Below are 24,827 nucleotides of genomic sequence, written 5' to 3' on the forward strand. Positions count from 1 at the left end.
CGGCGCTTTACGCAGAGGAGCTTGCCGAGCGCGAAGCGGAGCTGCTGAGAGCCAAAAACTACAGCAAGGAGCAAATCGAGGCAGCGGTTAAGTCCAGGGTCAGTCAGGAAGACTTCTTTGAGGGCTTGCTGCGGCATCTGATGGGTTTGAAGACGGAAGTGAACTTGACGTTCGGCGAAATCTTCAACACCGTCGTGCACGAAGCCGGGCACGCCCTGGGTATCGCCTATGAGCGTTATCTGGGTCGGACCAATGAAATCGTGCGCTTCATTGCAGTAGAGCCGAGGGGGCGCGCCGGTGGTTTGACCTTCAAAACCCCCGACCGTGATGCCTTTGGCAAGACATTGACGCAAGTCGATGCGGATGCTGTTTGTGGCTTCGGTGGCAGTGCGGCGCAGTTGGTTTTCCTGAACGTGAAAGACTCGGGTCCCGACAACGATTTTGAAGTTGTCGGTCAGAATATCTACCGGGCTATCGGGCGCTGGTACGGTTCTGAAAAGTTGGGTCCGATCTCGCTTGGTCAACGCGGCATGACCGCTTCGACCGAGATGGGGACTGCGCAGAAGGACTTGATCGATGCGGAATGCAACCTCAAGACCAAAGTGCTGTATGCAAGAACCTGGTGGATAATGAATCTCTTTATCCGCTCGGAAAGCATCTGGACGATGTTCTGGGAATTGCTGGAAGGCAAGATCATGCGTCAGGACAGATTCGCCGAAATATTCGACCAGGCTATGGCGGAAGTTAAGGCTCATCCTGAGTGGAGCAACGGCGATCTGGACAGCTTGCTTGAAAAGGTCGCCAGGGACCCCTATGGCTGGTCACCCGAGCCGCTGCAAGCTGAGACGCGCGCTTTCATAAAGGCGCGAATCGAGCAACTGCGTCTGCGTTACGAGGCTTTGAACCAGGTCGGTCAGTAACGCAACTTACTCCATCACGCTTGGCTGACTGTGCCTCTGGTGCAGCACCGAGCGTGGTGGCACCTCAATCTAATAGTGGTGGATACACCGGAAATACTATGGATACTCAACTTACGAACTTGCAAGCCTTACTCAGATATCCGGCAGTGAAATGGCTTTTGATCCTGAACATCATTCTCTTCCCGGTTGGGCTTGTGATTGGTGGCGGGGAAGACTTTCGCGCCGTTGGTCTGATTCCATTCAGCTTCATCGAGCAATTGCAGAGCGGACATCTTTTCGATTGTTTGACCGGTTTGATTCGACATCAGTTTTTTCATGTCGATATGACCCACCTGTTCGGAAATATGCTCTTTCTGCTGGCGGTCGGATTATCGCTGGAGTACACGCTTGGAACAAGACGGTTCCTGGCGCTGTATCTTGTCTGCGGTATGCTTTCCGGCATCGGTCTGGTTCTGTTTTCGCCGAATCTGATTTTCCCACTCGTGGGTGCATCTGGTGCGATTGCAGGACTGATGGGGGCGACACTCGTCTTGACCAGAGAGCAGCCGCTAGGGGAACTGCCCATTATCCATTTCACTGTGCGTGCTAAGCACGTCATAGTGGTGTGGTTGCTGTGGCAGTTCGAACTGCTGTTCCAGGCGCTCGGCAATCCGCTGGCCGGGCAGATGGTCGTGCACATCACCGGTCTCGCTGCCGGTTACGCCATAGCGTCGTTCTGGAAATCCAGACTGATCGCTGAATAAGTTCCGTGCATGCAGCGTCATTCTGGAATGCCGGAAGATCGCTGCATAGTTGCACTACATGCGATGGCATCGTGCTGGCGCGGTGCCTCGTTCTTCAACATCACACATTGGGTACAAAAATGAGAGACTTTTCCGCCCCGCTCGCAAGAGCACGAGATGCCCTGCAGCAAACTCGATATAAAATGGCTGCCTTCCTTTCCAGTCTGGTGCCTGATCGGCATACGATATTCAAGGCTGTCATCGTCTTGATGATTGGAACTTACGCACTCTTTCAGCCTTACATGCTGGAATACATCGCGCCGTTTTTCGGGTTGTCGCTGGCTATATTCTCTTTTGCCCGAACCCGGCGATTTTGGCTTGCGCTTGTGCTGTTTCCGATCGGAACGACTCTGGTGCTGCTGCCATACCTGTTCATGTACAAGGTGGTCATTCCGTCCTTCTACGAGGCGTCGCTTACCAGCTACAACCAGACCGAGTTTGGTTTGATGATGGTGATGTCAGTGCTGGGCGTGGCCGGACTTTTGCTGACTGTTATGGTCTTGCATTGGGCGACTGAGCGCCGTAACTTCTGGCTTGGCACGGTCTGGTTGTTTGTCTTGTCATTGTGCGGTGCCTCCTGGTACGCCAACGATAATGATGAATTGCGCGCGTGGCAGTTGGCGACCTATGTTGGTGCCAATGTCGAGCGGCTCGAACACGTTCCTGCCACCGTCAATCGCCTGCTTCCCCAGATTTCTGCAAAGGGTCAGATCAATCTGGACAACCGTTCCAATCTCTATGTACCGGCAGACAAGCCACACCTGTCTCCCGGCGCGGATAAGATGTACTGGTGCTCGCCGCTCTACTACAAAGACAACCTTGCTTATAACGTGCTGGGCATGGTGCGCGACGTGATTTGCATCGACTCCGATAAGACGGACATGCAGGCGGCCGCAACCACTGTTAGCGCTGGACAGGACGGTGTCTATGAGATCCTCAGCCGTTTGCTTGGATTGTACAAATCAAACCCCGGTGATGGCTTTTTCTGGGTCGGCGATCAAAGCTTTCTGACGACCGCCGTCTTGAAGCTACGTCACCCGTTCAGCACCAGGGATAGAGTCATCTACACCTACGCACCGGACGGCAGCCGCCACTACCTGATCACTTATGTGTCACGCTGTCCTTATGCTCTCGGTGCCATGGTGCCTTGTGTCGGCGGCGTCATGGACGTAAGCACAACGAACTGGATACGGGATCTCAGCATCGAGGAGGCTGAGAAGCTCTATCCGAAAGCAGTGTTCATCTCGTCGGATTTCGCTGCTACCTTGATCAAGGCGTATGCGCAGTTCTACACGGGTATCATCAGCAAGAAGTTCAACCAGCAGTCGGCTGGCGTGATGCAAATGAGCTTGGAAGAACGTCCGAAGGAGCTTGCTCCGGAGGATTTCAACCCGGCCCCGTACATTACCGAGTTCAAGTCTGAGCTGCGTCCTCAACAGATGGCGTCGCTTGAACCGGCGGGCACCAGAGACGGCAAAGCTCTGACTGCGCTGGCAATGGTCGACAATTACGGACATTTGCGGATCTTCGAACCGCGTGCCGGAAGTGGACCCGCAATGGCGATCACTTACGCGCACAATGCTGATCCACGGGTCGATTGGGGGCACAAGGTCGTCACTGAAGATAGACCGGTAATTGGTGAGGACGACCACATCTATTGGCTGGTATCTGTCGTCAACGACAATCCCCGCCATCCTTTGTACATCTCGTCTCTCGTAGACAGTGTGCATTTCACGGCTACGGCGATTCACAATGCGCGTGAACTCGATGATTTTCTAAAGCGAGCTGCAAGCGGCATCGAACCAGTCGCTGGTGCAGGCGCTTCAGTTCTGCCAAACGTGTCTCCGGCTCCCGCGCCTGATGCATTTCCGCCCGCTGCTATTGCCGCAGCGCCCAAGTAGCCATTAACCTGATGCCGCCTCATCGCGGCATTAACCTTGCGCCGCTCATTGCGGCATCAACCATTCATTTGGAGAAAATCCATGAAAGCAAAATTCCTGATCTTAGCCGTATTGCTTAGCGCTTTGCTGACTGGCTGTGTCGGCGTTCCCGTCGATGTGGGCGTGGGCGTGCGCGTGCCGATGTATCGGCCGTATGGCCCCTATAATCACTGGCGTCGTCCTTACATTCCGTACCAGCGTTATCCGTTGTACAACGGGTCTCCGTACCCGTATCAGTATCGTCAATACGATAACTTCCGTCGCTGGTAATCGTCACTCAACCTCAATCTCCGGAGATAGTGATGAATTCATTGAAAACGACGATTCTGCTGACCGCTCTTTGTGTACCCGTGCTTTCTCTAGCCTGGGAGGGCGACGGGAGCGGGTCCGATCACGAGTATCTCGAGTATCACGAATACTACGAATACCACGAGTATCGTGAGTACAACGGGGATAGCCAGCAGCCGCAGCAGTACGAGCCCGCACCGATCGCCGAGCCCACTTTGGCGAATCCGTGTTGCGGTCAGAACCAGCTGCGATACCAGTATGTTCAGCCTTGTTGCGGTCAACACCAGCAGCCATACCAGAACCTACAGCCGTGTTGCAGTCAGAATCAGCAGCGATACCAGTTTGTGCCGCCCATTGGTGAACCGGCACCGGGTTCCAATCAGCCGCTTTACCAGGATGTGCCGTATCAAGCATACCCGCAACAACAAAGGCAGGGCTATCCGTTCTACGAGCGATATGAGCGTGAGCGCTGGCACTGCTTTAAACAACGTTGAGGCCTGACTGACGTTCTGTCTTAACTGAATGTGCGAAAGCGAGACGAGCAATAGTCTCGCTTTCGCCATCAAAAGACGAATCCCATAAACTTTCTATACAGGAATTAAACATGAAGATCACACACTCGATATTTGCTTCACTCGCTCTGTTGCTGCTATTTGTTGCGGCTGCCCGGGCAGAGGAAGCTGCACAAGCGAATCCGGTTCAAATAGTCACCTCCGCGAACAACTATGCGGAGATGGATCAGATGTCTCTAGCTCTGATACAGCTGTGCCGGGCCGATGAGTGTAAGTTTGACAAGATTTTGCTCGATAAGGCTGCAAAAGGTTCAACGACCGTCGCCTTTGTGCAGATGAACACCGTGGACAACGCCGAATTCGCTGCTCGCATTCACAAGGAACAGCAAGAAACCCTGGAATTCACTCACAATGTCTTGGTTCGTATCTGGCGGGCATTCGCGCGCTGGGCGGGCTGGGGTGGAGAATACGAACAGGTGCGGTATCCCATCTATGTGTTCAAAGGTTCAGCACTGACTGTCGCTTATAACATCAACGGAGTGGATGACATCAAGAGTTTCGTCCAGGTAAATTCCGGCGGCGGTAGCGACGAATCAGGCTTAGAGCCGGAAACCCAGACAGAACAACCTTAACTTCCGCATTGTTGGGATGACGGCAGCAAAGCTGTTGGGCGATATCTGCTTAAAGCGCTGTTGTCGTTATCCCGCTCACGGATGCTTTTATCCTTTGTTCAACTAATCATTGGAGTTTTTATGAAAGACGCAGAAAAAAGCGCTTTTCTTCGGTTTTTGCTGCCGGCACTTGTGGCTGGTCGGCGTGCGCTGCGGGGCAACCTCGGAACGGTCTGCCTCCTGATTCTGGGCGTGACCCTTGTGCTTATGGTAGCGTTTGGAAGGCACGGAACCATTGGGGCATCAGTAACCGCACGTAGTACCACCACAGCACTTCCTGCCATCGCAAATGTGACCGCGGATTCCCCGGCCAACGCCGCTGCTGACGCCGCTATGTTCGCGGGGTGTGAACCAGCCAACAGGGGCAGTTTCGATGGACATCTTCTCTATCGCTGCGTGTTTAATTACACAAGGCAAAGAGAGTACTCACTGATCGATGCCGCCGTTGCTGAAAAGTTTGCCGCTGAGTTCGAGCACAAGCACGATCAGGATGGCATGCTCGACAGCGAAGATGGTACGAAAAATGCTATTGACGAGATGTTGGCCAGTCTTAATCAGCCTCACACCAGGTTCCTCGATGTGAATGGGGTTCAACAACTGCTTAGTCACATTCGGGGAACCCTGAGCGGTGTCGGGGCGTATGTAATGCAAAAGGGCGTCGAAAGCCGAATCAAGGCGGCAGGCGTTAATCCGACTCCGGGACAGCTGCTGGCTGCTCAGATAGTAACGCCAGCGAGTGGCGTATACTTTTGGCCCGCACCTCTGCCCGGTGGTCCTGCTGATCGAGCCGGTGTGCGCAGTGGTGATCACATTTTGAAGATTGGTGGCGAGCCGGTGGAAGGTCATACTTTCTCCGAGGTGAGCCAGCTTCTGCAGGGGGAGGCGGGAAGCCAGGTTCAAGTCGTCGTAGAGCGCAGGAGTGGAGGCAATACATCTCAGCTATCTCTGCAGATAACCAGAGAGGCAGTGACAGTGCCGATGGTGCAAACTGACGACCTGGATGACACTGCACCTGGTACCATAGCGTCGCTTACTCTGACGGCATTTGCGTCGAAAGACTTGCATATCACTTTCGCGCAAAGCCTCTTCAGGCTCTGTACAGGCATATCATTGCCCGTTAACGCCGGGGGCGGAATCGATTTCCCAACCGACTACGATCCGGAAACAGGCTGTAAGTTGAAAGGACTTGTGCTCGACTTCCGTAACGACGGTGGAGGCAGAGATGATTTCGCTAAAATCATTCCGCAGTTGTTGATTGACCATGGACCTCTTGTTTCTACATGGGAGCGTCATGGCAATCAAATAGTCGAAACCAAGTTGGTGCTCGAGCCGAACACCCTGGTGACGGAAATCTTTATCGATGGTGAGCTGAAAAGTGCCACGGGCGCCGACCGATACATGAATCTGTTACCACGCAATCTTCCGATTGTGGTGCTGATCAACGGACGCAGTGCCAGTGCATCGGAAATGGTGGCGGGTCTTTTGCAGCGTCATGGTGCAACCATCGTCGGTACGCCTTCTTATGGCAAGGATGTAGGACAGGAAGTGATTCCGCTCGCTTTCGGCACTGCTCTTAAAACCACAGTGCTCAAGTTCAAGCCTGGCGATGAAGAGCTTGGAGCTGCGATCATGCCTGATGTTGAAGTCGAGCAATCGACTGCATATCTGGATGATCCGATGTCTGTCCGAGATGCGCAGCTGACCCGAGCTGTCGAGGTGATTCGCAATCGCATTGCGCAGGCTTCGACGGCTTCGAGGCGGGCAGACCAGTTGCGTCAGCAACACAAAGAACGCGACGCTCGCGCCGCTCTCTAATCAACCTCCGCCATCGTTTTGCGCGTCACAGCCGTTGCGCGCGCTTAACGATGGCGGTTCACTTCCATTAATCAGGTAATCTTATGAAGAAACTTTCTCTCGTCAAGAAACATCCGGTGCTGGCAGCCGTAGCGGCTCTAGCTTTCTTTTTCGCTGCGTTTGACTGGTTCAGTTCTGATGAATGTAGCCCGTCAAATCGTGGACCTTTCGATGGAAAGGTTTTGTACACCTGCACGGTCAAAGCTGTGGCAGATATTCATCGGGGCAACACCGATCCGCAGGTGCGTCAAGCCTGGCTGGACGTGTGGTTGCATCGCTTTGACAATTCCAATTTGCTCGCTGATGAAACCGGCACGTTGAAGGCTGTGACCGACATGCTCATGAGCATGAACGAGCGCTTTGACTATTTCTACACGCCGGCTGAGACTCGCCAGAACAGCATCGACGAAGAGGGGCAGATTGCAGGCATTGGTGCCAACATTGCTTTCGTTGGCAAAACATCAGCCGCTCTCGAGAAACTGGAGCTTCCGAAATATCCGACATCACAAGCGCGTGCCCTGCTGCGGAAAAAGTATGGCACTGCAGGTAATGGCGCCCGCTTCGAGAAGATTGTTGTTGCATCCGACCCGGCTCCTGGCACGCCTGCTTATGGAGCTGGATTGAAGGCTGGAGACCAGATTCTTGAAATCAACGGTGCCGCGATTGACGCGAGCGCCGACGCCGAGGCTTTGATTGCCAATGTGCGTGGGCCTGAAGGCAGTCGAGTTACCTTGAAGATATTATCTGGAGCAGAGGGTAAGCAGAGAACTGTGCACCTGGTGCGTCAGATTATCAAGATGCCGGCGGCCAGTGAGAGCGATATCGGCGATGTGGGTGTGGTGCGTATTGCCGAATTCGACAGTGAAAACACTGCGGCCGACGTTCATGAAGCGGTGGACAAAGCTTGCGGCGTGACAGGAGCGAAGGAGCCCGAAAAAGGCTGTAAGGCTAACGCGCTCATAATCGATTTGCGCGACAATCCCGGTGGCAGGCTGGATTTGGTGCTCAATGTCGTTCAGCTGTTCGTCGATCAGGGCAGTCTGGTCACCGTTAACATGCGAAACGGCGATCACACGGACAGTCAGAACTACATCTTGACCGCAAACCAGCTATCCCTGACTCTTCCTGACGGCACCGCTCAGCACGTAAAGCGCTGGATTCCGGTGCACTTTCCGCTGGATCGTCCTATCGTCGTGCTGACCAATGAAAATACCGCCAGTGGTGCGGAAGCTCTGGCTGAAATGCTGCAACGTTACAGGAACGCCATTGTCGTAGGCAGGAGAACGGTTGGTAAGGGTGTGGGGCAATGTCCTGTCGGTTTGCCTTTCGACTATTCCCTGTTTCCTATCTGCATGGAGTATTCCATCGACAATAAGTCGGTCGACTGGGTTGGCGTTACTCCGGATGTAGAAGTGGCGGCCGGCGATGGCGCTTCGGACTTGCAGATGGCCAGAGCCCTCGAGGTTGCTCACAATCCTTCCGCATTCGCTGCAGCGAACAGCAACGTTGATCTGACTTCCATCATGAAACAGCGTAAGGCTGAGTTCAGTGATGCCCAAGAGAAGATGCGTGCACTGTTGGGTCTTTAGCCGGCTCAGCATTCCCCAAAAATAACTTAGTCCTCAAGCAGGAGTGTTCATGAAAATAAAAAGTATCCTTGCGTCAATCGTAGTTACGATCATCAGCATCGCCGCGGCCACCGCCTACGGCAAAGATGATGATTACGCGCCCGCTCACTTCATAACATCGGTGACGAATCAGACCTTCCACCAGGAAGTTTCTGATTCGCAAAAGCCGGTTGTTTTGGACGTTTGCGCTCCTGCCGACTGTGCTGCTCGTATCGCTGCAACCGAGCGACTGGCGGTGCAGTTTACTGGTCGTGCCAGATTTGTTCAAGCGCCTACAACAGAAAATTCCGCATTAGTGCAGCGCGTCAATTCGCCCGGGCTCGTCATTCCGACCTATATGGTGAGCATCAACGATGAGTTGTTTATTGTGCGAAAAAATCTAACCGAGGCTGAAGCGAAGGCCTTCATCGAGTCGGTTATCAGTCCGTAGGTCTGTAAGTCTGGTTGGTACCTGTTCAGTACTGCCACAAGGAAGTGGTGGATTTTTCGTTCTCGCGTCGCAATCGGACTGCGGCGTTGAGAACCACTTATTAAGAGAGAAAGAGTAATGGAGAAACAAACATATCATGCTGGATTCGAGATGATTGAGGCGAAGGGCTGGCTCAATTTCGTGCGCGCTGCTTTGCGAGTCAAAGGAATGACCGTCGTGCCGAGGACATACGAAATTGAGGTGGCGGAAGGACTGGTGAAGTCGGTGATCTATCCGGATGCTGAGAGAGCCGAATTCACTTATCAGGGTGCTCACCCTTGCGCTGCGAGCATTCGCGGTAGAGACTTCGTCTTCGAATCGGCAGGTGACATCTACAAGGAAGATCGCACCACCTGGTACGACTTGCAGGTCATACACGAGGACTCTCCCTTGTATTGCGCCGGCACAGTCATCTTGTCTCGTTTTGACATGTTGGAAGTGATTGCGCCTTTGATGTGTTACAAGGTCGGGTTCATGCCGGATTCGCGAATTCAAACGATCGCGTATCCAGACCGTTCAACTGGTCTGTGTATTTATCAGGATGATGTGTTGTGCGCTTTTAAGAGGTCGGAGGGCGAGTCCGAAAAATGCTGGCAGCTTGTCGTTGCAGAGGAAGCGCCGGAGTTTTTCGAGGGCAAGGTGCAACGACTGCAGGTGGTTTCTGATCCGAAATCGAAGAACTTCGGTTCTCTTTTGCTGGAAGGAACCGACGGTAACGCGGAGATTCGGGCCGTTTACCCAATCGACGGCAGCTCGATTGTGGTTCGCTATGAGCAGGGTGTTTGCCGTCACATCGAGATGACCGGTGCAGATGGGCAAATAACGTGCTACTCGGCTGTTGCGCCTGGGTTGGCTGTTTGCGACCGCACCGGGCAGGTGATTCCGATGCCGGACTACTCGTACCTCTTTCAGTGAGCGCTTAGTTAGCCTGGTCTGATAGGAGACCGGGGGGAAGCGCTAGAACGGCTTGCTACACTCGCTAGATTCGCTCGTTACAACCACTCGCGTTTGGCTTCGGCTGGGCGCGAGTGCCTTTTACCAACTTTCGGAGAACTAAAATGCGAAACTTTAAAAAACATCGGCCAGTCCTGACAAATCCAGCCCCCGGCGGTTATTGGGCTGGTGACCTGTGGGTTTTTCAGGGAAAAATCACGCGCCAGCGAATGCCCGGAGCAAGCTTCCTCTGCAACATGTTTATCGTTGACGAGCAGGGCAAAGTCTGGCTGGCTGTCAGGCGTTCAGTGCGGACAACAGCCGGTCAAAGCGCTGAATGGTTTGCTGCGCCCGTTGTCACTGGTTCTAAAAACTATCCGAGACGTGCGCCTCAGGATTGGTGTAAATTCGTTAGCTCATCGCTGGTGATACCGGTATTGCCTGCTTAACTTTACGCCTCAGAATGTGAGCGAGTCGTCGAGACAGCGCCGATTTTGACACAGTTGAGCGCCTGTGCTCGACGCACTCGTTTGGATAACAAAACCTATAACTTTCCAGCAGGAATAACTATGAATGAATTATTGAACGGCTTTCTGGTGGCGTTTTGCATCGTCGTCATTTACTATCACTGGTTCAAGTTCGAGATGAAGCGGCACTTCGAGGAGGACTTGGAAGCAGTGAAGAAGAAAATCGAAGAGGCGAGATTGGCTGTGGCAGGCTCGCCCGACAATAACAACGCCTGCAATCATTTGCTGATGGCGTCCACCATAATGCGACAAATCGACGCGTCTGATTGGCGCACGGCCACAAGCCTGGACGATTTGCTCGCGCTTCGTCGGCGCCTTGCTCAGTCTCAGGAGGCTGCTATTCTGGCAGTCGCAGCCTGTCGAGGTTGGGTCGGTAAGATGGGTCCAGAGCCGTCGTACGTCTTCTACGCCTGAAGTGCCTGGTTTGTGGGGCTGTCTATGTTTTTTGAAAGGCACCAAAAAATCGGGTGCAGAGCAGAACGCTGCCTGCATTGTCTCGCGCGGCATCCAGTCGTTTCATCTGTGTGCATACTCTCCTGCCTCACCGTATTCGGTTCGATAGTTTTGTATCGTATCGAACCGAATACGTTTAAATCGCTAGGTGATGGACTCTGGTTTACTTATATCAGCTTGCTTGGTATCGGATACGGTGACATTGTGCCGCATTCCTGGCAAGGAAGAGTCGTGGCGGCGCCGCTGCTCTTGTCTGGTATCGTTTGCGTCAGTGTCTTTACTGCGATTGTGGAATTGTTCTTTCTGCGTCCTTTCCTCAAGATTGGACCAGACAATCGTTTCTTGCTACAGGAAATTCGGAAGTTGCAAGAAGCGGTCGTAACTGAGCAAGCCAAGCTTCAGGCGCAGCAGGAAGCACAACAGAGAGATTGGGCACAGTTTCAAGTTCAACAGGTTGAGCTTCAGGCTCAGATTCAAGCACTGATCGTGCTTATCACCAACAACATCGGAGATTCTTTATGAATCCATTAGGCATTTTTCGTTCGAAGTTCCCGCCAGTAAAGCAGGTTCTGTCAATCATGCTGGCTATAATCCTGGCCGATTTTCTCTTTGCGTACGCATTCGGTCAGGTCGTCGCAGCGCTGGTTATCGTCTTTCTGATTATCATCCACGAGGTGGGACACTGGATTCCTGCTCGTATGATGGGGCTGAGCGTCAAGACGTTTTCGGTCGGCTTCGGCAAAACCATCTACCAGTATCCCAAACCGATATGGGGTACCTATTTTCGGCTCAGCAGCGTTCCTTTAGGTGGGTACATAGTGCCCGATGACGATGACATGGCGCGCGCGCCAATCTGGAAGCGAGCCGTGTTCATCAGTGGCGGACCGCTTATGAATTTGCTGTGCGCCGTGCTGATTACGTTTTTCTCCTACACGCTCGTGGGAGAGCCGCAGGCGTTCAAACCTACGGGAAGCGTCATTGCCGAGCTGGACTCGAAAATCACCGCTGCCTATGACAGCGGTCTTCGCGTTGGCGATGAGTTCGTCAACATCGAAGGGCAGAGGGTTTTCTCTGCCAGGGAGGTCTTCAACGCCCTTCTCGCGCATCAAAGCAGCCCGGTTGCCGTGGATGTAAAACGCGGCGATCAAGTCATTTCTCTCAAGTTGGATCACGATGCCAACGGTAAGCTCGGGCTGAAGGGTGTTCGGCAGAAGGGTTATGTGCCTTATGCGCAGGTAGGTGTCTTGACTGCTGCGGTTGATGCAGTCGACAAAACTGCCGAGGCGACTGGAGCTACCCTTGAGTGGCTCGGCAAATTGCTGCATATCGTTCCCAGGTCTAACGAGGAGCAAGTGAACGCCGATCAGCTGCAAAGTCTGATTGGTATTGTGCAAACCGGCGGCGAACTCTTCCAGTCAGGACTGGCTGACTTTCTGGCATTTGCTGCGATTGTCAGTTTGTCTCTGGGGGTGCTCAATTTCTTGCCTTTGCCTGCTCTGGACGGCGGACACTTGCTGTTCCTCGCAATTGAGAAGATGAGAGGCAAGGCGGTGTCGGTCATGGTTCAACGTTGGTCGAGTTTGGGGACGATCGGATTGCTTTTGCTCGTCACCTTTTATGCTGCCTACAATGACCTGATCAGACTGGTTGGACCGCACTGGGCCGCGCCAGTAACAGCACTTTTGTTTTGTCTGTTGGTGCGCTACACGGTGCCGTACTCTGTCCGAATCTCAGTAACGAGGAGGCTGCGCAGAAGTTGAGTTGGGTTCTGTAAGTGCAACATCTCTAAAACAATCGGGCAACGAAATTGCCCGATTGAAAACCTGCTGTTTTCCGAAAGTCCCTTCAATTGTCCCGCTGGCGGTGAGTTCACGTGCCGTCAGTTCATTGGTTTTCAGGCGAACAGCAACACTAAAGTCGCAAATCGGAGTTCAAAAAAATGACCAAGAAAGCAAAAAAATCATCTGCAAAATCTTTGAGAGACCTCGGACACACCATGCCTGCGTCGCTCTTGATGCAAAGCCAGGTGGGCAGATTGCATAAGCTGCGCGCGCAGAGAATTTCAATCAGCAAAATTCAGCGGCGACTGTCGCAATCCTGAGTGGGGTGATTTCGACGTTGTCGCGTGAATCATCTTTAGGGATTCGCGAGTCCATTGACTGAATCGAAAGGCAGCTAGAGTCGCACAACCTCGTTCCAACTTACACAAAGGAGTTGATCGTGATCGTCATATGCAAGCACTGCTTGTTGTCATACGCGCAACAATGCGAGAACTCCGCTTGCCCACATTGCGGCATGGGTGGTGAAGCCAGTTCGCTGATTCCTCCTGCCGAAGTTACGTGTACACACTGTGGCAAGGTGTCTATAAGAGCATCATTGACCTGGCCGTGCCCGCACTGCCACCAGGGCGAGAATGTTTCGTATGGCGTTGCTGGACCACTTGTGGTCTGCCCGCACTGCCTGCATGAATATTCTGCTTTGGGCAAGGGTGCTTGTTGCCCGTTTTGTAAACGATAGGCGCAAGTCGATAGAAAATTAGCCGTGGACCAGGGAAGGTCCTCGCTTTTTACTAATGACCATCAAGGATGCGGTCGCCTGGTAAGCAAGATGCAGGGCTTTGTTGAATGGTCACGCTTTCATCGTGGTCATTCCAGAGAGTCTTGTTTAGAGTCTTGTGCTGCACTGTATGTGGTGCAAATTTCGGCGAGCGTTGGAGAGACTTCAGTCTCTTTAGCCGTTCTAATCATAACCGGTGCGAAGAAGCCCCTGGTTGTCTTCGCTATTTACGGAGAGAAATTTATGAATACATCAAAGTCTTCAAAACTCTACCTTCTTCTCAAGTTGATTTGTGCTGGCTTCTTCATCGGCGGTTGCACAGGAGCAGCGCTTCTGCTGGCCGGTGTGTTTCAGGATCCAATCACAGAGTTGTTCTGCTCCCTTGCTGGTGCTGTCATTTTGCCGACGGTAGTTAATTTCGTTCTTGAAACTCGGCGCTTAGCACAAGAAGCGATCGCAAAGGATCAAAAGGAAGAGTGCTCTGTCGAAATCGGCGCTCAGCTCGTAGCTTTTCTGGATGAAACCAGCAACGAAATGAGATTTTTGGATACGGAGTTCGAAAGATGGATTGCCGAACGTAGCCAGCCGAATGGACAGATTTGCCGTAGCGGTGTGGTTGTTGAATTGTGGGCTTGCGCCGAAGAGTTTCCGGCATGTGAAGTCCATGCTCGCATCAGCCGTGGCCGCAGTGCCAGGTGGCTAGGCACTTTCAGTGACACTCAGATAGTGGCAATCCTCGCAGAATAGCTGTTCGTTGGATGTCCTCTGGTGATCACTGTTTCTGGTTGGCATCGATTGACTGCTGTCTTCGACTGACCGCTGTCTTCGATGCCCGACCAGACAAGACCGGCTCAGCTACGGCTGTAAGCCTCTCTTTAATTCACTGGAGAACCTCCATGAACATGCTCAAACAATTCCCCTGGAAAAAGCTTTTGAGAGTGGGTAAGCCGTTTTGGGTTTCCGAGACGCGCAATGTTGCCTACAAACGCTTTTTCGCGCTGCTGGCTTTGATAGCCGGCCAAACCTTCGTGCTTCTTCTCATCAACAAAACGAATGGAGCATTTTTCACCGCTATAGAAAAACACTCGATGTGGGACTACTACCTGTACATGGCTATCTACATAGCTTTGTTAGGACTTAACACCCCGCTGCAAGTGAAGATATCGCTGACCCGCACGCGACTGGCTCTTTTGTGGCGATCATGGTTATCAAAGAAAACGTTTGCCTCAGCTTGCGCTGAAGATGCAATCGGCAAATTTGCTGACCATCCCCAGATCGACCACCCCGAGCAACGTATGACGCAGGACCTTGATTCGTTCTGCAACAGTTTTTTGGGGCTTGTGATCTCGATAATAGAAGCGTCTGCGCATGTAGTGATATTCTCTGTCGTGCTCTTCCACCTGTCTCCGATACTCTTCTGGACCGATCTGGGTTATGCAACTCTGGGTGTCCTGATTGTCGCTTCGATAGGTAAAGAGATGCCGGCATTGAATGATAAGCAATTCGCATCGGAAGCAGCTCTGCGGACGACGCTGGCATTAACGAACGACCCGCACTATCTGCAATCAGGTACGAGTGCGAGCTTGCACCGTGAAGCATTGTCTCAGCTTGACACCGTAATAAAAACGTTGTTAGGCATTGCGACATTGAACAGCCGTGTGCAGATGTTCACCACCGGCTTCAATCTGCTGGTGCCGTTGATCCCCGCAATAATTATGGCGCCGATATACTTCCGCGGCGACATCGAATTTGGTGCCATCACTCAATCAGTCATGGCATTCACGGTCGTCTTCAATGGAGCAACTCTATTGATCGCCCAATTCGGCGGTATCAGTGCTTTCGCCGCGGTGACAAATCGAGTCGGAGCGCTGTTGGAAGAACTCGAGTCCGTGACGGACGCCGCAGACGGTGGTTCGATCGTCAAAATCGATCGCGGGGAGTCGGCTGTTCGGGAGGCGAGTGAATGTCGCGGTTGAGGCCGTGCGATTTATTCGAGGCGGTAGCAAGGTCTTTCGACAGTTTGCCGAAGGACTCTGCTTATCGCCTCAGCCTAGTCACGCATATTTGTTCGTTAAATTCAGAAAGGTATTAGTTGTATGAAAACTAACGTTTGGATAGTGACGATTGTTGCCCTGGTTTCTCTTGGTAATCTGGCAGCCTGGTTTCTTTATACTCCGTCCCATCCGGATAGTGCGGCGATATTCGTCTTTCCACTTTTGTTAGGGATGGGCTGGCTCTATTGTTCATCGTACTTGTTACTGAAAGAGTCTTCTATTTACGATTCTATTGTCGCCTCTGCGCTTGGGGTTGTCGTCAGCGCAGTTAGTTTCGTTGCTTGGTTTTTTCGTGAGGACTCGTCTGCTGCAACATTGGTGCTCGTTACGGCCGTTTTCTCTTTGATCTTTCATCTCGCAGATTTGATTGGCTTTGTTTTCTTCCGACAACTGAGACTGCGGCTGAATGCAAGTTTGAACGGGCATCGCAATGAACTTTAGCACTAATGACGAACTGCTGTGTTCTCTCCACATGAATGAATTACGAATCACTTGGTAGGTAACTCTTATGACAACATCTAACGAATCAGGTTCTTTAACAACGAGCGACTCGAGGCCGATGAAACGGCAAATTGAGCGTATTTTGACAGGTCTTATTTCGAGAGTGGACGGGATAGATTCCACCGAACCACTCTCGCAAGTGTCGGTGATTCTGGATGCCGCTTGGAAGATGCTCGATTTGATTGACATCGCTACCATCCGCAGTTCACGCGGTTCCGTTGAAAAGAATTCGTTGATTATGGGCGACGGAAGTATCCGCGTACCTTCTGGATTCTGGTCACAGGCATCAGTATTTAAGCAGGTCTTCGAAGAAATCGGTTGCAACTGCAAAATTTCAGACGATGGAACCGTTAGCACCTTGAACTTTGTTGGAAGCAGTTTTGGCTCTGTTCTGCAAGCCGCCCAAAAACTGATCGAGCATGCAGTCAAAGTTTTGAAGCAAATGAGCTGACTCTGATCGATTGACCGTTCTGCAATTAATTTTGTCCATTTTTGAGAATGGCAGCACAAACACATGCTCGAAGAGAGCTTCCTTATGTTTTAAATTCAGAAGGTATCTGTTATATGAAAACTAGCGTTCGGTTAGTGACATTTATTGCCCTGGTTTCTCTCGGCAACCTGGTAGCCTGGTTTCTTTATACTCCCTCCCATCCGGATAGCGCGGCGATATTCGTATTCCCGCTCTTGTTCGGGATGGGCTTGCTGAGTCAGTACTCACGCCATTATTCATCGTCTTTTCTCCTACAAGAATCTTTTATCGCCTGTGTGCTTGGGTTTGTCGTCAGCGCAGTCAGTTTTGTTGCTTGGTTTTTTCGTGAAGACTCGTCTGCTGCAACATTGGTGCTCGTTGCGGCCGTTTTCTTTTTGATCTTCAATCTCGCACATTTGATTGCGTTCCTTTTCCCCCCGTTCCTTTTCTTTCGACAGGAGGTCTCTCGACATCTTCCGCTCGACGTCGATGATTCCACTGGCCGCTTTGGCACCTGGATACCGGGCGACGATGAGGATGATTGGCGCTAGTGATAAGTTGCCAGTGGCGTAAGCGGCTTGTCGAGTTCTGTTTTCGGCCGAATGACTGTCAGGCAAGACGGCGACGGGTCGCTTGTCTTCCTAGCCTGCTAGTTACTTGGAATTATCCTATCGCCTAATTCTAATTTGAACGGAGACCGTATGAGGTTCATATCGAATGCTGTTCTGTCCTGCTACTTAAGCAGCAACCCAGGCCTGACCGAACTGGAAATTGAGGACAGTCCTGGTGTAACGGAACTGCCGGAACTTCCCGACAGTATAACCGAGTTGAGCGTCAAGAATTGTCCCAATGTCAGGCGGTTGCCGGTGCTGCCGAGGTCACTGAAGAAGTTAACGGTTGCTGACTGCCCATTGCTCAAGATGCTACGAAGGTTGCCGCGTTCACTGGAGCATCTTTTCCTTAGTAATTGCATCGGCATCAAAAGGCTTCCAAACCTACCGAGTGGGGTTTCATTTCTGTGGATCATCAATTGCCCTGGTATCGATCATTTGCCAAGGCTGTCGAGGTCGCTGAAGACTTTATGGGTTAGGGATTGCGGTGGTTTAACAAGCCTGCCATCTCTGCCAAGCTCACTAAGGGCGTTGAGGGTCAGTGGCATTGCCATGCTCAGTCTTCCGATTCTTCCGCACTCACTCAGATGTTTGGCGATCTTGAACTGCCTCCAAATCGGAGCGTTGCCTCTGTTGCCGGAAGGGCTGACTAATTTAGAAGTAGTCGATTGTCCCGAGGTTAAGGCACTTCCTGAGTTCCCGCGCTCGCTCAGCGAACTGCAGGTAGAAGGTTTGCCCATCGAGGCGCTGCCAGCTCTGCCTGAGAGTCTGTATGCATTTGGGCTCATCAGGTGCCCTTTGATAGCGAGTTTACCAACTCTGCCGGGGTCTTTGGAAGACATTTTGGTACAAGACTGCGCGGCTCTCCAGAAGTCTCATATTACCGTCTGGTTATTTCGATGATCTCGGAGGACGCCTGGAGCACTTGAGCTTCACCGGTTCTCACAATCATGGCGCCATGTGGAGTGTTCTCTCCACATGAATGAATTACGAATCACTTGGTAGGTAACTCTTATGACAACATCTAACGAATCAGGTTCTTTAACAACGAACGACTTGCTGCCGCTGACACTGCAAATTGAGCGTACTCTTTTTGTGAATTTGGCAGTTTTGTTAAGTACTCCGTCACCTCGGATACTGGCTCTGTTGAGCCAAGTCGCAAACATTCTGGATGCCGCTTGGAAGATGCTCAATTTGATTGACACCGCCATCAGCGGCAGTGGTGTTGGTTGTGTTGAAAAGCGTTGGGTGATTACCCGCGACGGAAGCATCCAAGTACCTTCTGACTTCTGGTCACAGATATCAGTATTTGAGCAGGTCTTCGGAGAAATCGGTTGCAAATGCACAACTTCAGACGATGGATCCGTTTGCACCTTGAACTTTGCTGGGAGCAGTTTTGGCTCTGTTCTGCAAGCCGCCGAAATACTGATCGAGCATGCAGTCAGTCTGCACGCATCCCCCCTGCAGAACTCGAACAACTGGCGCAGGCACCGATTCTAACGATGCTCACTTAGGGAGAAGTTCAAGCAAGCTCACGACGATGCAGCCAGCATTCAAAGAACGCTCGAAACACAAGGATCTCGCAATGCTCTTTCGGAAGTCGAACACGACTGTCACAAGTCAGTCTTTGTGCTGAGGCGACAGTATTCTGCTTGCTAGTCAGATTCGACGCAGAATAAAGCCAGCCCATCCCTAACAGGAGCGGGACGTAACTGGTAATTGGTGGTTTACCGTCGCCATGGACAACGCTCAATAACTGACAGGTAACTCTTGTAGTTCAGGCGGCGACGAATGTGAATGGCAACAGTAATTAACTTCGTAGGTCTTATGACAACATCTAACGAATCAGGTTCTTTAACAACGAGCGACTCGAAGCCGATGAAACGGCAAATTGAGCGTATTTTGACAGGTCTTATTTCGAGAGTGGAAGGAATAGGTTCCACCGAACCACTCTCGCAAGTGTCGGTGATTCTGGATGCCGCTTGGAAAATGCTCGATTTGATTGACACCGCCACCATCCGCAGTTCACGCGGTTCTGTTGAAAAGAATTGGTTGATTATGGGCGACGGAAGTATCCGCGTACCTTCTGGATTCTGGTCACAGGCATCAGTATTTAAGCTGGTCTTCGAAGAAATCGGTTGCAACTGCACAATTTCAGACGATGGAACCGTTAGCACCTTGAACTTTGTTGGAAGCAGTTTTGGCTCTGTTTTGCAAGCCGCCCAAAAACTGATCGAGCATGCAGTCGAAGTCACATGGAAGGTTCGGAAACACTTATAGCGACTTAGTTTGATTCAATTGTTTGAGGAATACTGATGAACATACATTTCACTATCTATCTGTGCGATGAGCACAGGAATTGCAAGCCATCGCGCATATGGTTTGATGGTTCGTCGAAAGGGAGCCCGCAAGTTCAAGTACTCCACGCAGCCGAGAGAGTTCATATCTGCGGAGTTCAATCTTGCAGGTATCCAGCAGAGTGGCGATTGGCGGCGGCGACGGCGACCGCGACGGAAGCGTAAGGAACCTAGCCGCAGAGATCCTGGATGTCGCTCAGGGGATGATCGCATTAACTGACACCGCCATCATCGGCAGTAGTCTGCAGTCCGCCGAAAAACTGATCGATTATGCAGCACAGTTTCAAGCAGCACAGCTTTGAGGGAAAAGACCGCGGGTGCTCGTAGGTTTGTTCTGAATGCTTTTTTTCAACACTTGTGAAAGCGGAGACCGCATGCAAAAGAAAATGATTGATGATACGGAGTCTTTCTGGGATCGGTTAGTCCCAAACCTGCTCTATGTCGGTATTTTGCTGACGGCAGTTTATTCGCAGTTTTTCGGATCGATTGAGACCGAGGAACAGAAGCAATGGCGGAGATTCGCAAAGCAGAATTCGACTGTTGTTGTTGTGTCTGTCTTGCGAGATGGGTTGACCGGGCGGGAAATCGTTACGGTAAAGGGGAAAGACTCGAATGAAATTTGGACTATCATTGCTGACACGGCGTACATCCAGATCGCGTCGTCTGTAGCAGAAGGTCAGACCTTGCATGTGAAACAGACAGGCAAGTTTCACAGACTGGTGTTTCTTGGCTCGTAGCGTAAGAGCCTCTGATCGATTGACCGTCGGCGCTCTTGCGCGTCAATGCAACCTGTCAAACGACAAGCTGATGGGTGTCAGTTTTTCGGAGGGCCTTGCTCATCGCAGCTCTACCAATCTCTTAAAACCAACAGCATTTCCTCTGGAGAGCATCATGCTAAACACCTTCAACATCTTCAACCTACTGTTTTATTCGATTTGCTATGTTCTGGTCTTTCAGCACATGGCTCCTGGCTTCAGCAATGGTGCTGTTGCCTTCAGACCGGTGAGCTTTTTTCTCAAGTTGCTCTTCGGTGGCTTGATGTATGTCGGAACAACGGTGATTGCTTCAATTGCCTTATTGGGCGATGTGGTCTGGAGCTTTTCCTCGTTCGTCGTCGACATTATTGACCCGCATAACGCTACACCGTTTCTGGTTGTCGTTCTGGCGAAACCTTTGATGGTGCAACTTTCGGTCTGGCTGACTCTTTTGCTGGCTGGTCTGATTATGCCGGGAATCATTTACGTTGCGCGTGCCGGAGCCGCCTGGCAGGCATCTTACGCCTGTAGTGTTCTTTCCCTGGTGTTCCATTTGTTCGTGCTTTTTCAACACGCGCCGGCAGGAGCATATTTCGGTTTCATGAACTGAATTGCAGCTGCTTTTATTCCATAACATCCGGCAAGGTCGGTGGCGTCAGGCACTACAAGTGGTGCGCGCCCCGCCTTGATTCGCGTCCGCAGTCATTTGCTTCGGCATTTGACGTTGTTTGGACCCCGGTCAACCTGACAGGAGAAGAGTCATGAATACAGTCATCAACGTCATGGCGCCGCTTGTTGTTGGTGACCCTGCGGGTCTCAACAACGCGACGTCCGCGAAAGCATGGAAGGAATTCGACAGACATTTGGCCAAGGCAAAACGCAGAGGCGTTTATGCCGTGACGACTGATGTCTGGTGGGGTCTTGTAGAAAAGGCTGAGCGTAACTACGACTGGGCCTATTATGACAAGCTTTCCGATCACATCATCCGTGCTGGTTTGAACTGGATTGGCATAATTTCATTGCATAAGTGCGGAGGTAATACTGGCGACACTTTCAACGTAAGTCTTCCTGATTGGGTCTGGAGCAAGCTGGCGTCCAAGATCGAATCTGGCAATGTCAATGCTGTCAAATATGTCAGCGAACAGGGAAACGCTAGCAATGAGTATGTTTCATGCTGGGCGACGAAACTTGTTCTGGAAGACTACAAAGCGTTTTTCAGCGCTTTTCAGGAGCATTTTGCCGCGAAGAGGGAGCATATTTGCGAAATCAATATCAGCCTGGGACCAGCCGGAGAACTGCGCTACCCCAGCTACAATCAGCACGACAAAAACACCGATTACCCTACTCGCGGGGCGCTTCAGTGCTACAGCGAGTTGGCGCGGCAGTCTTTTGTCGATTACGTGCTGACCAAGTACGGTACTGTAAATGGTGCACGGAGTGCCTGGGGTGTGCTAGATAAGATCGAGCCTCCGTGCAACCCCGGTGCATTCTTTGCCGACCGCGGACACATCAATCTTCAATACGGTCGAGATTTTTTCGACTGGTATAGAGAATCGCTCCTGGAGCACGGACGGATGGTACTTTCAGCAGCGCTGGAAGTCTTCTCTTCTGAAGGTTCTGCCTTTGCGGGTATCGATATTGGTGCGAAGTTTCCGGGGGTGCACTGGCGCATGGGACATCTAGACAATGGTCGGCTCATGCTCTCCGATCGGCTGGCTGAGATGACTGCTGGTTTGATTTCGTCCTATGGCTGGGACGAGGAACAGGTCTATGGCTATAAGGCTGTAATTTCCTTGTTCCGAGAGCTTCAGCAGGAGGGCACCCGCGTCGTGCTGCATTTTACTTGCCTGGAATTGGCAAACGGCGAAAACGAATCGCTTGCTTTTCAGCTTGTGCGCTGGATTGGCAAGGAGGCTAACCGTCAGTTTGTTCCGGTTAAAGGCGAGAATGCGCTCAATTACACGCTGTACGACGCTGCTTCCTGGGGGCGATTGCGGTCTGCTCTCGATTTGTACGAAGGTCTGACGATTCTTCGTATCTCCGATGCAGTTGGTTCAAATCGCACCGCTCGTCATGAGTTCAGGCGAATGTGTCAACTGGCAAATGTGCCGAAAGCAGCCTGAGGTTGCGGGTTGCAGACAATGGATGTCTGCAACCGGAGCCTTTCCGATGCTTGGAATTTCTTTTTTGGCGCTGGCTATACTATATGTTGTAAGAATAATGGGGCGTTGTTGGCTTTTGGGTTTGGCGCTTGCGTAGCGCGGTTTGGATTTGACTTTTGGGTTTTGACGCTTGCGTCGCGGCGTTCGAGTTGCCTTACTTTGATGTGATTAAATTGGTGCGTGATCTGACAGGGGAGACTACTTAATTGCCTATTTGCGTGCATTTGACGTCCGAAAAGAACGTTCGTCGCATATTGCGCCAGGGCATTAAGGCAACGTCGTTGCGAACCGGTGGAAAGGGCATTTTTTGCATGCCGGTTCTGCCTGACTATTATGCGTCCCATCAGTGGATTCGTGAACTGAGGCGGCGCCAGTCAACCATAGTTGCAGTAGACTTCCGCTTGCCGCCGGATGAGATGGTGCTGGTAGGACACTTCGCTGCACCTCATGCTGAAGTGTCTATTTCAGAAGCCTCCAAGATCATAATGTCGGTCGATGATCCGATGGGCTATGAGATTTTATTGCCCAGGTCTGTCAGCAAGGATGAAATCCACAAGGTACGAGCCGTTTCGCAGGTGATTGGCTGGCGATATTCGCCCAAGGCTAAAGGGCAGCGCCCGTTCTGTACTTGCAAGTTCTGCATCGGTGGAGAATATGGCGCGAACAAATTGCGGCAGCGGCTCGGCACGCGCGGTAGTAAGGTGCTTTCGCGGGAGGATGAACAAGTTCTTCTGGAGGACGGAGCGTCTTTCGTCGAAGGTGCTGGAGATTTTGATGCGAGCTGAGCGTTGAGACCAAGCTTGGTTTGTGCAGATTTTTAACGACAAAACAACCGGCGCATGTACGCCGGTTGTTTCGTTGGTTGCACAAACCTTTGGTGTCGACTCGATATTAGGCGCTGAGTAGCTGACCGAGATTCTCAGGGATATTGAGTGTTACGCCACCCTTGAGGGCGGTTTTGGGCTTACCATGTTCGTCCAGATTGGCTTGTTTCAAAGCTTCGGTGACTCGCTTTACGGCCAGGAAATCCGCATCTGTGTGTCCTGTTTCCTTCAGCAGGCGTTCTGCGACCTGGTAGTAGCCCTCACCGCTTCTTGGTTTGAGTGTTTCAGCAAGGTGCTTGCTGGCTTCGTTAGGCGAGCCGTCTGCCGGAGGCACAGCTCCTGTTTTCTGCTCTAACTGGTGCTGCTGGTCGTGAACGCGACGTTCCTCAGCTGCTGTTCGCTGGGCGGCTTCTGCTTTCTGTTGCAACTCGTCTTGTTTTGTCTTGTCTTCTTTCGCGATATCTTCTTCGGTCTTCGGCTTTTCTGGTCCAACGAAAGGCTTATATGTCTTGTCCCAATCTTGCTTCATCTTCATGACGCCGACTTCATCGTCACCGTAGCCGGTGCCTTTGGCCAGGCTCTGTTCTGTGATCTTGTCCCGCTGAAAGGTATGGTGTTCGGCTATATTTTTGGTGCCGTCGGCATTCTTGTCCCACTTGTCGTGCAGGTCTTGAACAACGCCTATTTGCTCTGTTGTGAAGCTTGAGTTGATTGCATTTTTGTCATTTGATTTTGCCTCTTTGAGGAAGCCTTCGATTTCCGGCATTGTCATGCCGTCACCATTCTTGTCGATGCTGTGGAAAAGCCTGCCGCCGTCTGCCATAAGAGCTTTAACGCGTGCGGCATTGTGATCTTTGCTGTCCGATTCTTCTTTCTCGGTCTGGGCCTTGGCCTGATCTTCTGCCTGTTTCTTTTCTTGTTGAACCAGTTTGTCGTGATTCTCTCTGGATAGCGCCTGATATGTGTCAGCGCGCGAAATGCCCTTCCCGTCGACGTCGAGCAGGCGCTGGGTGCTGTCGAAGTTTTTAGATACTGTTTCGGTCATTGCCGCTGTAAATGGATCGTCTTTGGCGTTCTTTTGTGCAGCTTCTGCAATTTTTTGCACGGTGGCTTTGTCGACGCTGACTCCGCCATTTGAATAATCTTTCATATGCTCGTCGAGGAAGGCAATTTGCAAGCTCGGTAGGATGGCGGCTTTGTCGTCAGTCTTTTCGGTCAGCTTAGTTGTCAATTCGGCTTGATAAGCTGGATCATTTTTGTGTTTTTTGAGATCGTGTTCGACTTCCGAAAGAGCATTGTGAGATCCTTGTGTTTCAAGCGTTCTTTGAATGCTGGCTGCATCGTCGTGAGCTTGCTGGGTCTGATCTTCAATGTTTGCTTTTGCCATTTCAACTTCTCCCTAAGTGAGCATCGTTAGAATCGGTGCCTGCGCCAGTTGTTCGGGTTCTGCAGGGGGTATGAGAGCAGACTAAGACTGACTTGTGGCAGAGCTGTGGTCATCCGGGAGTGGGGACAAAAAGTTTTGTGCAATCCATTTATAGGCGAATCTGTGTGGCGAATC

The 24,827-nt window shown here is 51.7% G+C and carries 28 protein-coding genes; 26 read left to right on the forward strand and 2 right to left on the reverse strand.

The genetic code is table 11. The annotated features are described in order from the left end of the window. The 19 genes from EKK48_17345 to EKK48_17435 form a co-directional block, all read left to right on the forward strand. On the forward strand, positions 1-920 hold a 920-nt coding region (locus EKK48_17345; protein RTL39643.1), incomplete at its 5' end, for a hypothetical protein. A 98-nt stretch (positions 921-1,018) separates the two neighbouring features. Then, the gene (locus tag EKK48_17350; protein RTL39644.1) at positions 1,019-1,663 is read left to right on the forward strand and encodes a rhomboid family intramembrane serine protease; all 645 of its coding nucleotides are present in this window, start codon (positions 1,019-1,021) and stop codon (positions 1,661-1,663) included. Between the two features lie 119 nt (positions 1,664-1,782). After that, positions 1,783-3,603: a hypothetical protein gene (locus tag EKK48_17355; protein ID RTL39645.1), complete on the forward strand. Its 1,821-nt coding sequence runs from the start codon at positions 1,783-1,785 to the stop codon at positions 3,601-3,603. 81 nt (positions 3,604-3,684) lie between these two features. Further along, positions 3,685-3,912, forward strand: coding sequence for a hypothetical protein (locus tag EKK48_17360; protein ID RTL39646.1), 228 nt, complete (start codon positions 3,685-3,687; stop codon positions 3,910-3,912). Positions 3,913-3,944: 32 nt separating this feature from the next. Then, positions 3,945-4,424: a hypothetical protein gene (locus tag EKK48_17365; GenBank protein ID RTL39647.1), complete on the forward strand. Its 480-nt coding sequence runs from the start codon at positions 3,945-3,947 to the stop codon at positions 4,422-4,424. 110 nt (positions 4,425-4,534) lie between these two features. Continuing rightward, on the forward strand, positions 4,535-5,074 hold the full coding sequence (locus EKK48_17370) for a hypothetical protein (GenBank protein ID RTL39648.1): 540 nt from the start codon (positions 4,535-4,537) through the stop codon (positions 5,072-5,074). Between the two features lie 81 nt (positions 5,075-5,155). Next, positions 5,156-6,928, forward strand: coding sequence for a PDZ domain-containing protein (locus EKK48_17375; GenBank protein RTL39649.1), 1,773 nt, complete (start codon positions 5,156-5,158; stop codon positions 6,926-6,928). Positions 6,929-7,011: 83 nt separating this feature from the next. Continuing rightward, entirely contained in the window at positions 7,012-8,556 is a 1,545-nt protein-coding gene (locus tag EKK48_17380) for a PDZ domain-containing protein (GenBank protein RTL39650.1), read from the forward strand. A gap of 49 nt (positions 8,557-8,605) precedes the next feature. Further along, positions 8,606-9,025: a hypothetical protein gene (locus tag EKK48_17385; GenBank protein RTL39651.1), complete on the forward strand. Its 420-nt coding sequence runs from the start codon at positions 8,606-8,608 to the stop codon at positions 9,023-9,025. 117 nt (positions 9,026-9,142) lie between these two features. After that, the gene (locus EKK48_17390; protein RTL39652.1) at positions 9,143-9,979 is read left to right on the forward strand and encodes a hypothetical protein; all 837 of its coding nucleotides are present in this window, start codon (positions 9,143-9,145) and stop codon (positions 9,977-9,979) included. 143 nt (positions 9,980-10,122) lie between these two features. Next, positions 10,123-10,446 (forward strand): hypothetical protein, encoded by a 324-nt coding sequence (locus tag EKK48_17395; protein ID RTL39653.1) that lies wholly within the window; start codon positions 10,123-10,125, stop codon positions 10,444-10,446. A 120-nt stretch (positions 10,447-10,566) separates the two neighbouring features. Next, entirely contained in the window at positions 10,567-10,938 is a 372-nt protein-coding gene (locus EKK48_17400; protein RTL39654.1) for a hypothetical protein, read from the forward strand. 24 nt (positions 10,939-10,962) lie between these two features. Continuing rightward, entirely contained in the window at positions 10,963-11,499 is a 537-nt protein-coding gene (locus tag EKK48_17405; protein ID RTL39655.1) for a hypothetical protein, read from the forward strand. Further along, a complete protein-coding gene (locus tag EKK48_17410; GenBank protein RTL39656.1) occupies positions 11,496-12,737 on the forward strand; it encodes a hypothetical protein in 1,242 nt (413 codons plus the stop codon). The genes EKK48_17405 and EKK48_17410 overlap by 4 nt, the downstream gene beginning before the upstream one ends. A gap of 1,039 nt (positions 12,738-13,776) precedes the next feature. Next, positions 13,777-14,280: a hypothetical protein gene (locus EKK48_17415; GenBank protein RTL39657.1), complete on the forward strand. Its 504-nt coding sequence runs from the start codon at positions 13,777-13,779 to the stop codon at positions 14,278-14,280. 11 nt (positions 14,281-14,291) lie between these two features. Beyond that, positions 14,292-15,509: a hypothetical protein gene (locus EKK48_17420; GenBank protein ID RTL39658.1), complete on the forward strand. Its 1,218-nt coding sequence runs from the start codon at positions 14,292-14,294 to the stop codon at positions 15,507-15,509. A 120-nt stretch (positions 15,510-15,629) separates the two neighbouring features. Further along, on the forward strand, positions 15,630-16,028 hold the full coding sequence (locus tag EKK48_17425) for a hypothetical protein (GenBank protein RTL39659.1): 399 nt from the start codon (positions 15,630-15,632) through the stop codon (positions 16,026-16,028). 118 nt (positions 16,029-16,146) lie between these two features. Next, on the forward strand, positions 16,147-16,539 hold the full coding sequence (locus tag EKK48_17430; protein RTL39660.1) for a hypothetical protein: 393 nt from the start codon (positions 16,147-16,149) through the stop codon (positions 16,537-16,539). A gap of 113 nt (positions 16,540-16,652) precedes the next feature. Beyond that, positions 16,653-17,108 carry a hypothetical protein gene (locus EKK48_17435; GenBank protein ID RTL39661.1) on the forward strand — a complete coding sequence of 152 codons (456 nt, stop codon included), beginning with the start codon at positions 16,653-16,655 and terminating at the stop codon, positions 17,106-17,108. Positions 17,109-17,602: 494 nt separating this feature from the next. Here EKK48_17435 and EKK48_17440 read toward each other — a convergent pair whose 3' ends face one another. After that, the gene (locus EKK48_17440; protein RTL39662.1) at positions 17,603-18,010 is read right to left on the reverse strand and encodes a hypothetical protein; all 408 of its coding nucleotides are present in this window, start codon (positions 18,008-18,010) and stop codon (positions 17,603-17,605) included. Between the two features lie 172 nt (positions 18,011-18,182). Between EKK48_17440 and EKK48_17445 the strand changes: the two genes are divergently transcribed. From EKK48_17445 to EKK48_17475, 7 genes are all read left to right on the forward strand, one after another. Then, positions 18,183-18,668, forward strand: a complete 486-nt coding sequence (locus EKK48_17445; protein ID RTL39663.1) for a hypothetical protein — start codon at positions 18,183-18,185, stop codon at positions 18,666-18,668. A 297-nt stretch (positions 18,669-18,965) separates the two neighbouring features. Then, positions 18,966-19,448 carry a hypothetical protein gene (locus tag EKK48_17450; GenBank protein RTL39664.1) on the forward strand — a complete coding sequence of 161 codons (483 nt, stop codon included), beginning with the start codon at positions 18,966-18,968 and terminating at the stop codon, positions 19,446-19,448. Between the two features lie 181 nt (positions 19,449-19,629). Then, a complete protein-coding gene (locus EKK48_17455) occupies positions 19,630-19,827 on the forward strand; it encodes a hypothetical protein (GenBank protein ID RTL39665.1) in 198 nt (65 codons plus the stop codon). A gap of 72 nt (positions 19,828-19,899) precedes the next feature. Continuing rightward, complete coding sequence (locus EKK48_17460; protein ID RTL39666.1) at positions 19,900-20,262, forward strand: hypothetical protein; 363 nt, start codon at positions 19,900-19,902, stop codon at positions 20,260-20,262. A gap of 154 nt (positions 20,263-20,416) precedes the next feature. Then, positions 20,417-20,890 carry a hypothetical protein gene (locus EKK48_17465; GenBank protein RTL39667.1) on the forward strand — a complete coding sequence of 158 codons (474 nt, stop codon included), beginning with the start codon at positions 20,417-20,419 and terminating at the stop codon, positions 20,888-20,890. 151 nt (positions 20,891-21,041) lie between these two features. Next, positions 21,042-22,403, forward strand: coding sequence for a glycosyl hydrolase family protein (locus tag EKK48_17470; protein RTL39668.1), 1,362 nt, complete (start codon positions 21,042-21,044; stop codon positions 22,401-22,403). A gap of 245 nt (positions 22,404-22,648) precedes the next feature. After that, entirely contained in the window at positions 22,649-23,227 is a 579-nt protein-coding gene (locus EKK48_17475; GenBank protein RTL39669.1) for a hypothetical protein, read from the forward strand. A 106-nt stretch (positions 23,228-23,333) separates the two neighbouring features. Here the strand turns inward: EKK48_17475 and EKK48_17480 are convergent, their stop codons facing one another. Next, on the reverse strand, positions 23,334-24,653 hold the full coding sequence (locus EKK48_17480; GenBank protein RTL39670.1) for a hypothetical protein: 1,320 nt from the start codon (positions 24,651-24,653) through the stop codon (positions 23,334-23,336). Positions 24,654-24,827 lie beyond the last annotated feature (174 nt).

Source organism: Candidatus Melainabacteria bacterium, from assembly GCA_003963305.1.
GTDB lineage: Bacteria > Cyanobacteriota > Vampirovibrionia > Obscuribacterales > Obscuribacteraceae > PALSA-1081.

Bases quoted from the DNA above. Each gene is read 5' to 3' on its own strand.
- EKK48_17410 (RTL39656.1), top strand. From the start codon at position 11,496: ATGAATCCATTAGGCATTTTTCGTTCGAAGTTCCCGCCAGTAAAGCAG.
- EKK48_17425 (RTL39659.1), top strand. From the start codon at position 15,630: ATGAAAACTAACGTTTGGATAGTGACGATTGTTGCCCTGGTTTCTCTT.
- EKK48_17430 (RTL39660.1), top strand. From the start codon at position 16,147: ATGAAACGGCAAATTGAGCGTATTTTGACAGGTCTTATTTCGAGAGTG.
- EKK48_17480 (RTL39670.1), bottom strand. From the start codon at position 24,653: ATGGCAAAAGCAAACATTGAAGATCAGACCCAGCAAGCTCACGACGAT.
- EKK48_17460 (RTL39666.1), top strand. From the start codon at position 19,900: ATGCAAAAGAAAATGATTGATGATACGGAGTCTTTCTGGGATCGGTTA.
- EKK48_17435 (RTL39661.1), top strand. From the start codon at position 16,653: ATGAAAACTAGCGTTCGGTTAGTGACATTTATTGCCCTGGTTTCTCTC.
- EKK48_17365 (RTL39647.1), top strand. From the start codon at position 3,945: ATGAATTCATTGAAAACGACGATTCTGCTGACCGCTCTTTGTGTACCC.
- EKK48_17390 (RTL39652.1), top strand. From the start codon at position 9,143: ATGGAGAAACAAACATATCATGCTGGATTCGAGATGATTGAGGCGAAG.
- EKK48_17440 (RTL39662.1), bottom strand. From the start codon at position 18,010: ATGTCTTCCAAAGACCCCGGCAGAGTTGGTAAACTCGCTATCAAAGGG.
- EKK48_17380 (RTL39650.1), top strand. From the start codon at position 7,012: ATGAAGAAACTTTCTCTCGTCAAGAAACATCCGGTGCTGGCAGCCGTA.
- EKK48_17470 (RTL39668.1), top strand. From the start codon at position 21,042: ATGAATACAGTCATCAACGTCATGGCGCCGCTTGTTGTTGGTGACCCT.
- EKK48_17450 (RTL39664.1), top strand. From the start codon at position 18,966: ATGGCAACAGTAATTAACTTCGTAGGTCTTATGACAACATCTAACGAA.
- EKK48_17370 (RTL39648.1), top strand. From the start codon at position 4,535: ATGAAGATCACACACTCGATATTTGCTTCACTCGCTCTGTTGCTGCTA.
- EKK48_17360 (RTL39646.1), top strand. From the start codon at position 3,685: ATGAAAGCAAAATTCCTGATCTTAGCCGTATTGCTTAGCGCTTTGCTG.
- EKK48_17375 (RTL39649.1), top strand. From the start codon at position 5,156: ATGCTTTTATCCTTTGTTCAACTAATCATTGGAGTTTTTATGAAAGAC.
- EKK48_17405 (RTL39655.1), top strand. From the start codon at position 10,963: ATGTTTTTTGAAAGGCACCAAAAAATCGGGTGCAGAGCAGAACGCTGC.
- EKK48_17465 (RTL39667.1), top strand. From the start codon at position 20,417: ATGCTAAACACCTTCAACATCTTCAACCTACTGTTTTATTCGATTTGC.
- EKK48_17445 (RTL39663.1), top strand. From the start codon at position 18,183: ATGACAACATCTAACGAATCAGGTTCTTTAACAACGAACGACTTGCTG.
- EKK48_17350 (RTL39644.1), top strand. From the start codon at position 1,019: ATGGATACTCAACTTACGAACTTGCAAGCCTTACTCAGATATCCGGCA.
- EKK48_17385 (RTL39651.1), top strand. From the start codon at position 8,606: ATGAAAATAAAAAGTATCCTTGCGTCAATCGTAGTTACGATCATCAGC.
- EKK48_17400 (RTL39654.1), top strand. From the start codon at position 10,567: ATGAATGAATTATTGAACGGCTTTCTGGTGGCGTTTTGCATCGTCGTC.
- EKK48_17355 (RTL39645.1), top strand. From the start codon at position 1,783: ATGAGAGACTTTTCCGCCCCGCTCGCAAGAGCACGAGATGCCCTGCAG.
- EKK48_17420 (RTL39658.1), top strand. From the start codon at position 14,292: ATGTCCTCTGGTGATCACTGTTTCTGGTTGGCATCGATTGACTGCTGT.
- EKK48_17415 (RTL39657.1), top strand. From the start codon at position 13,777: ATGAATACATCAAAGTCTTCAAAACTCTACCTTCTTCTCAAGTTGATT.
- EKK48_17395 (RTL39653.1), top strand. From the start codon at position 10,123: ATGCGAAACTTTAAAAAACATCGGCCAGTCCTGACAAATCCAGCCCCC.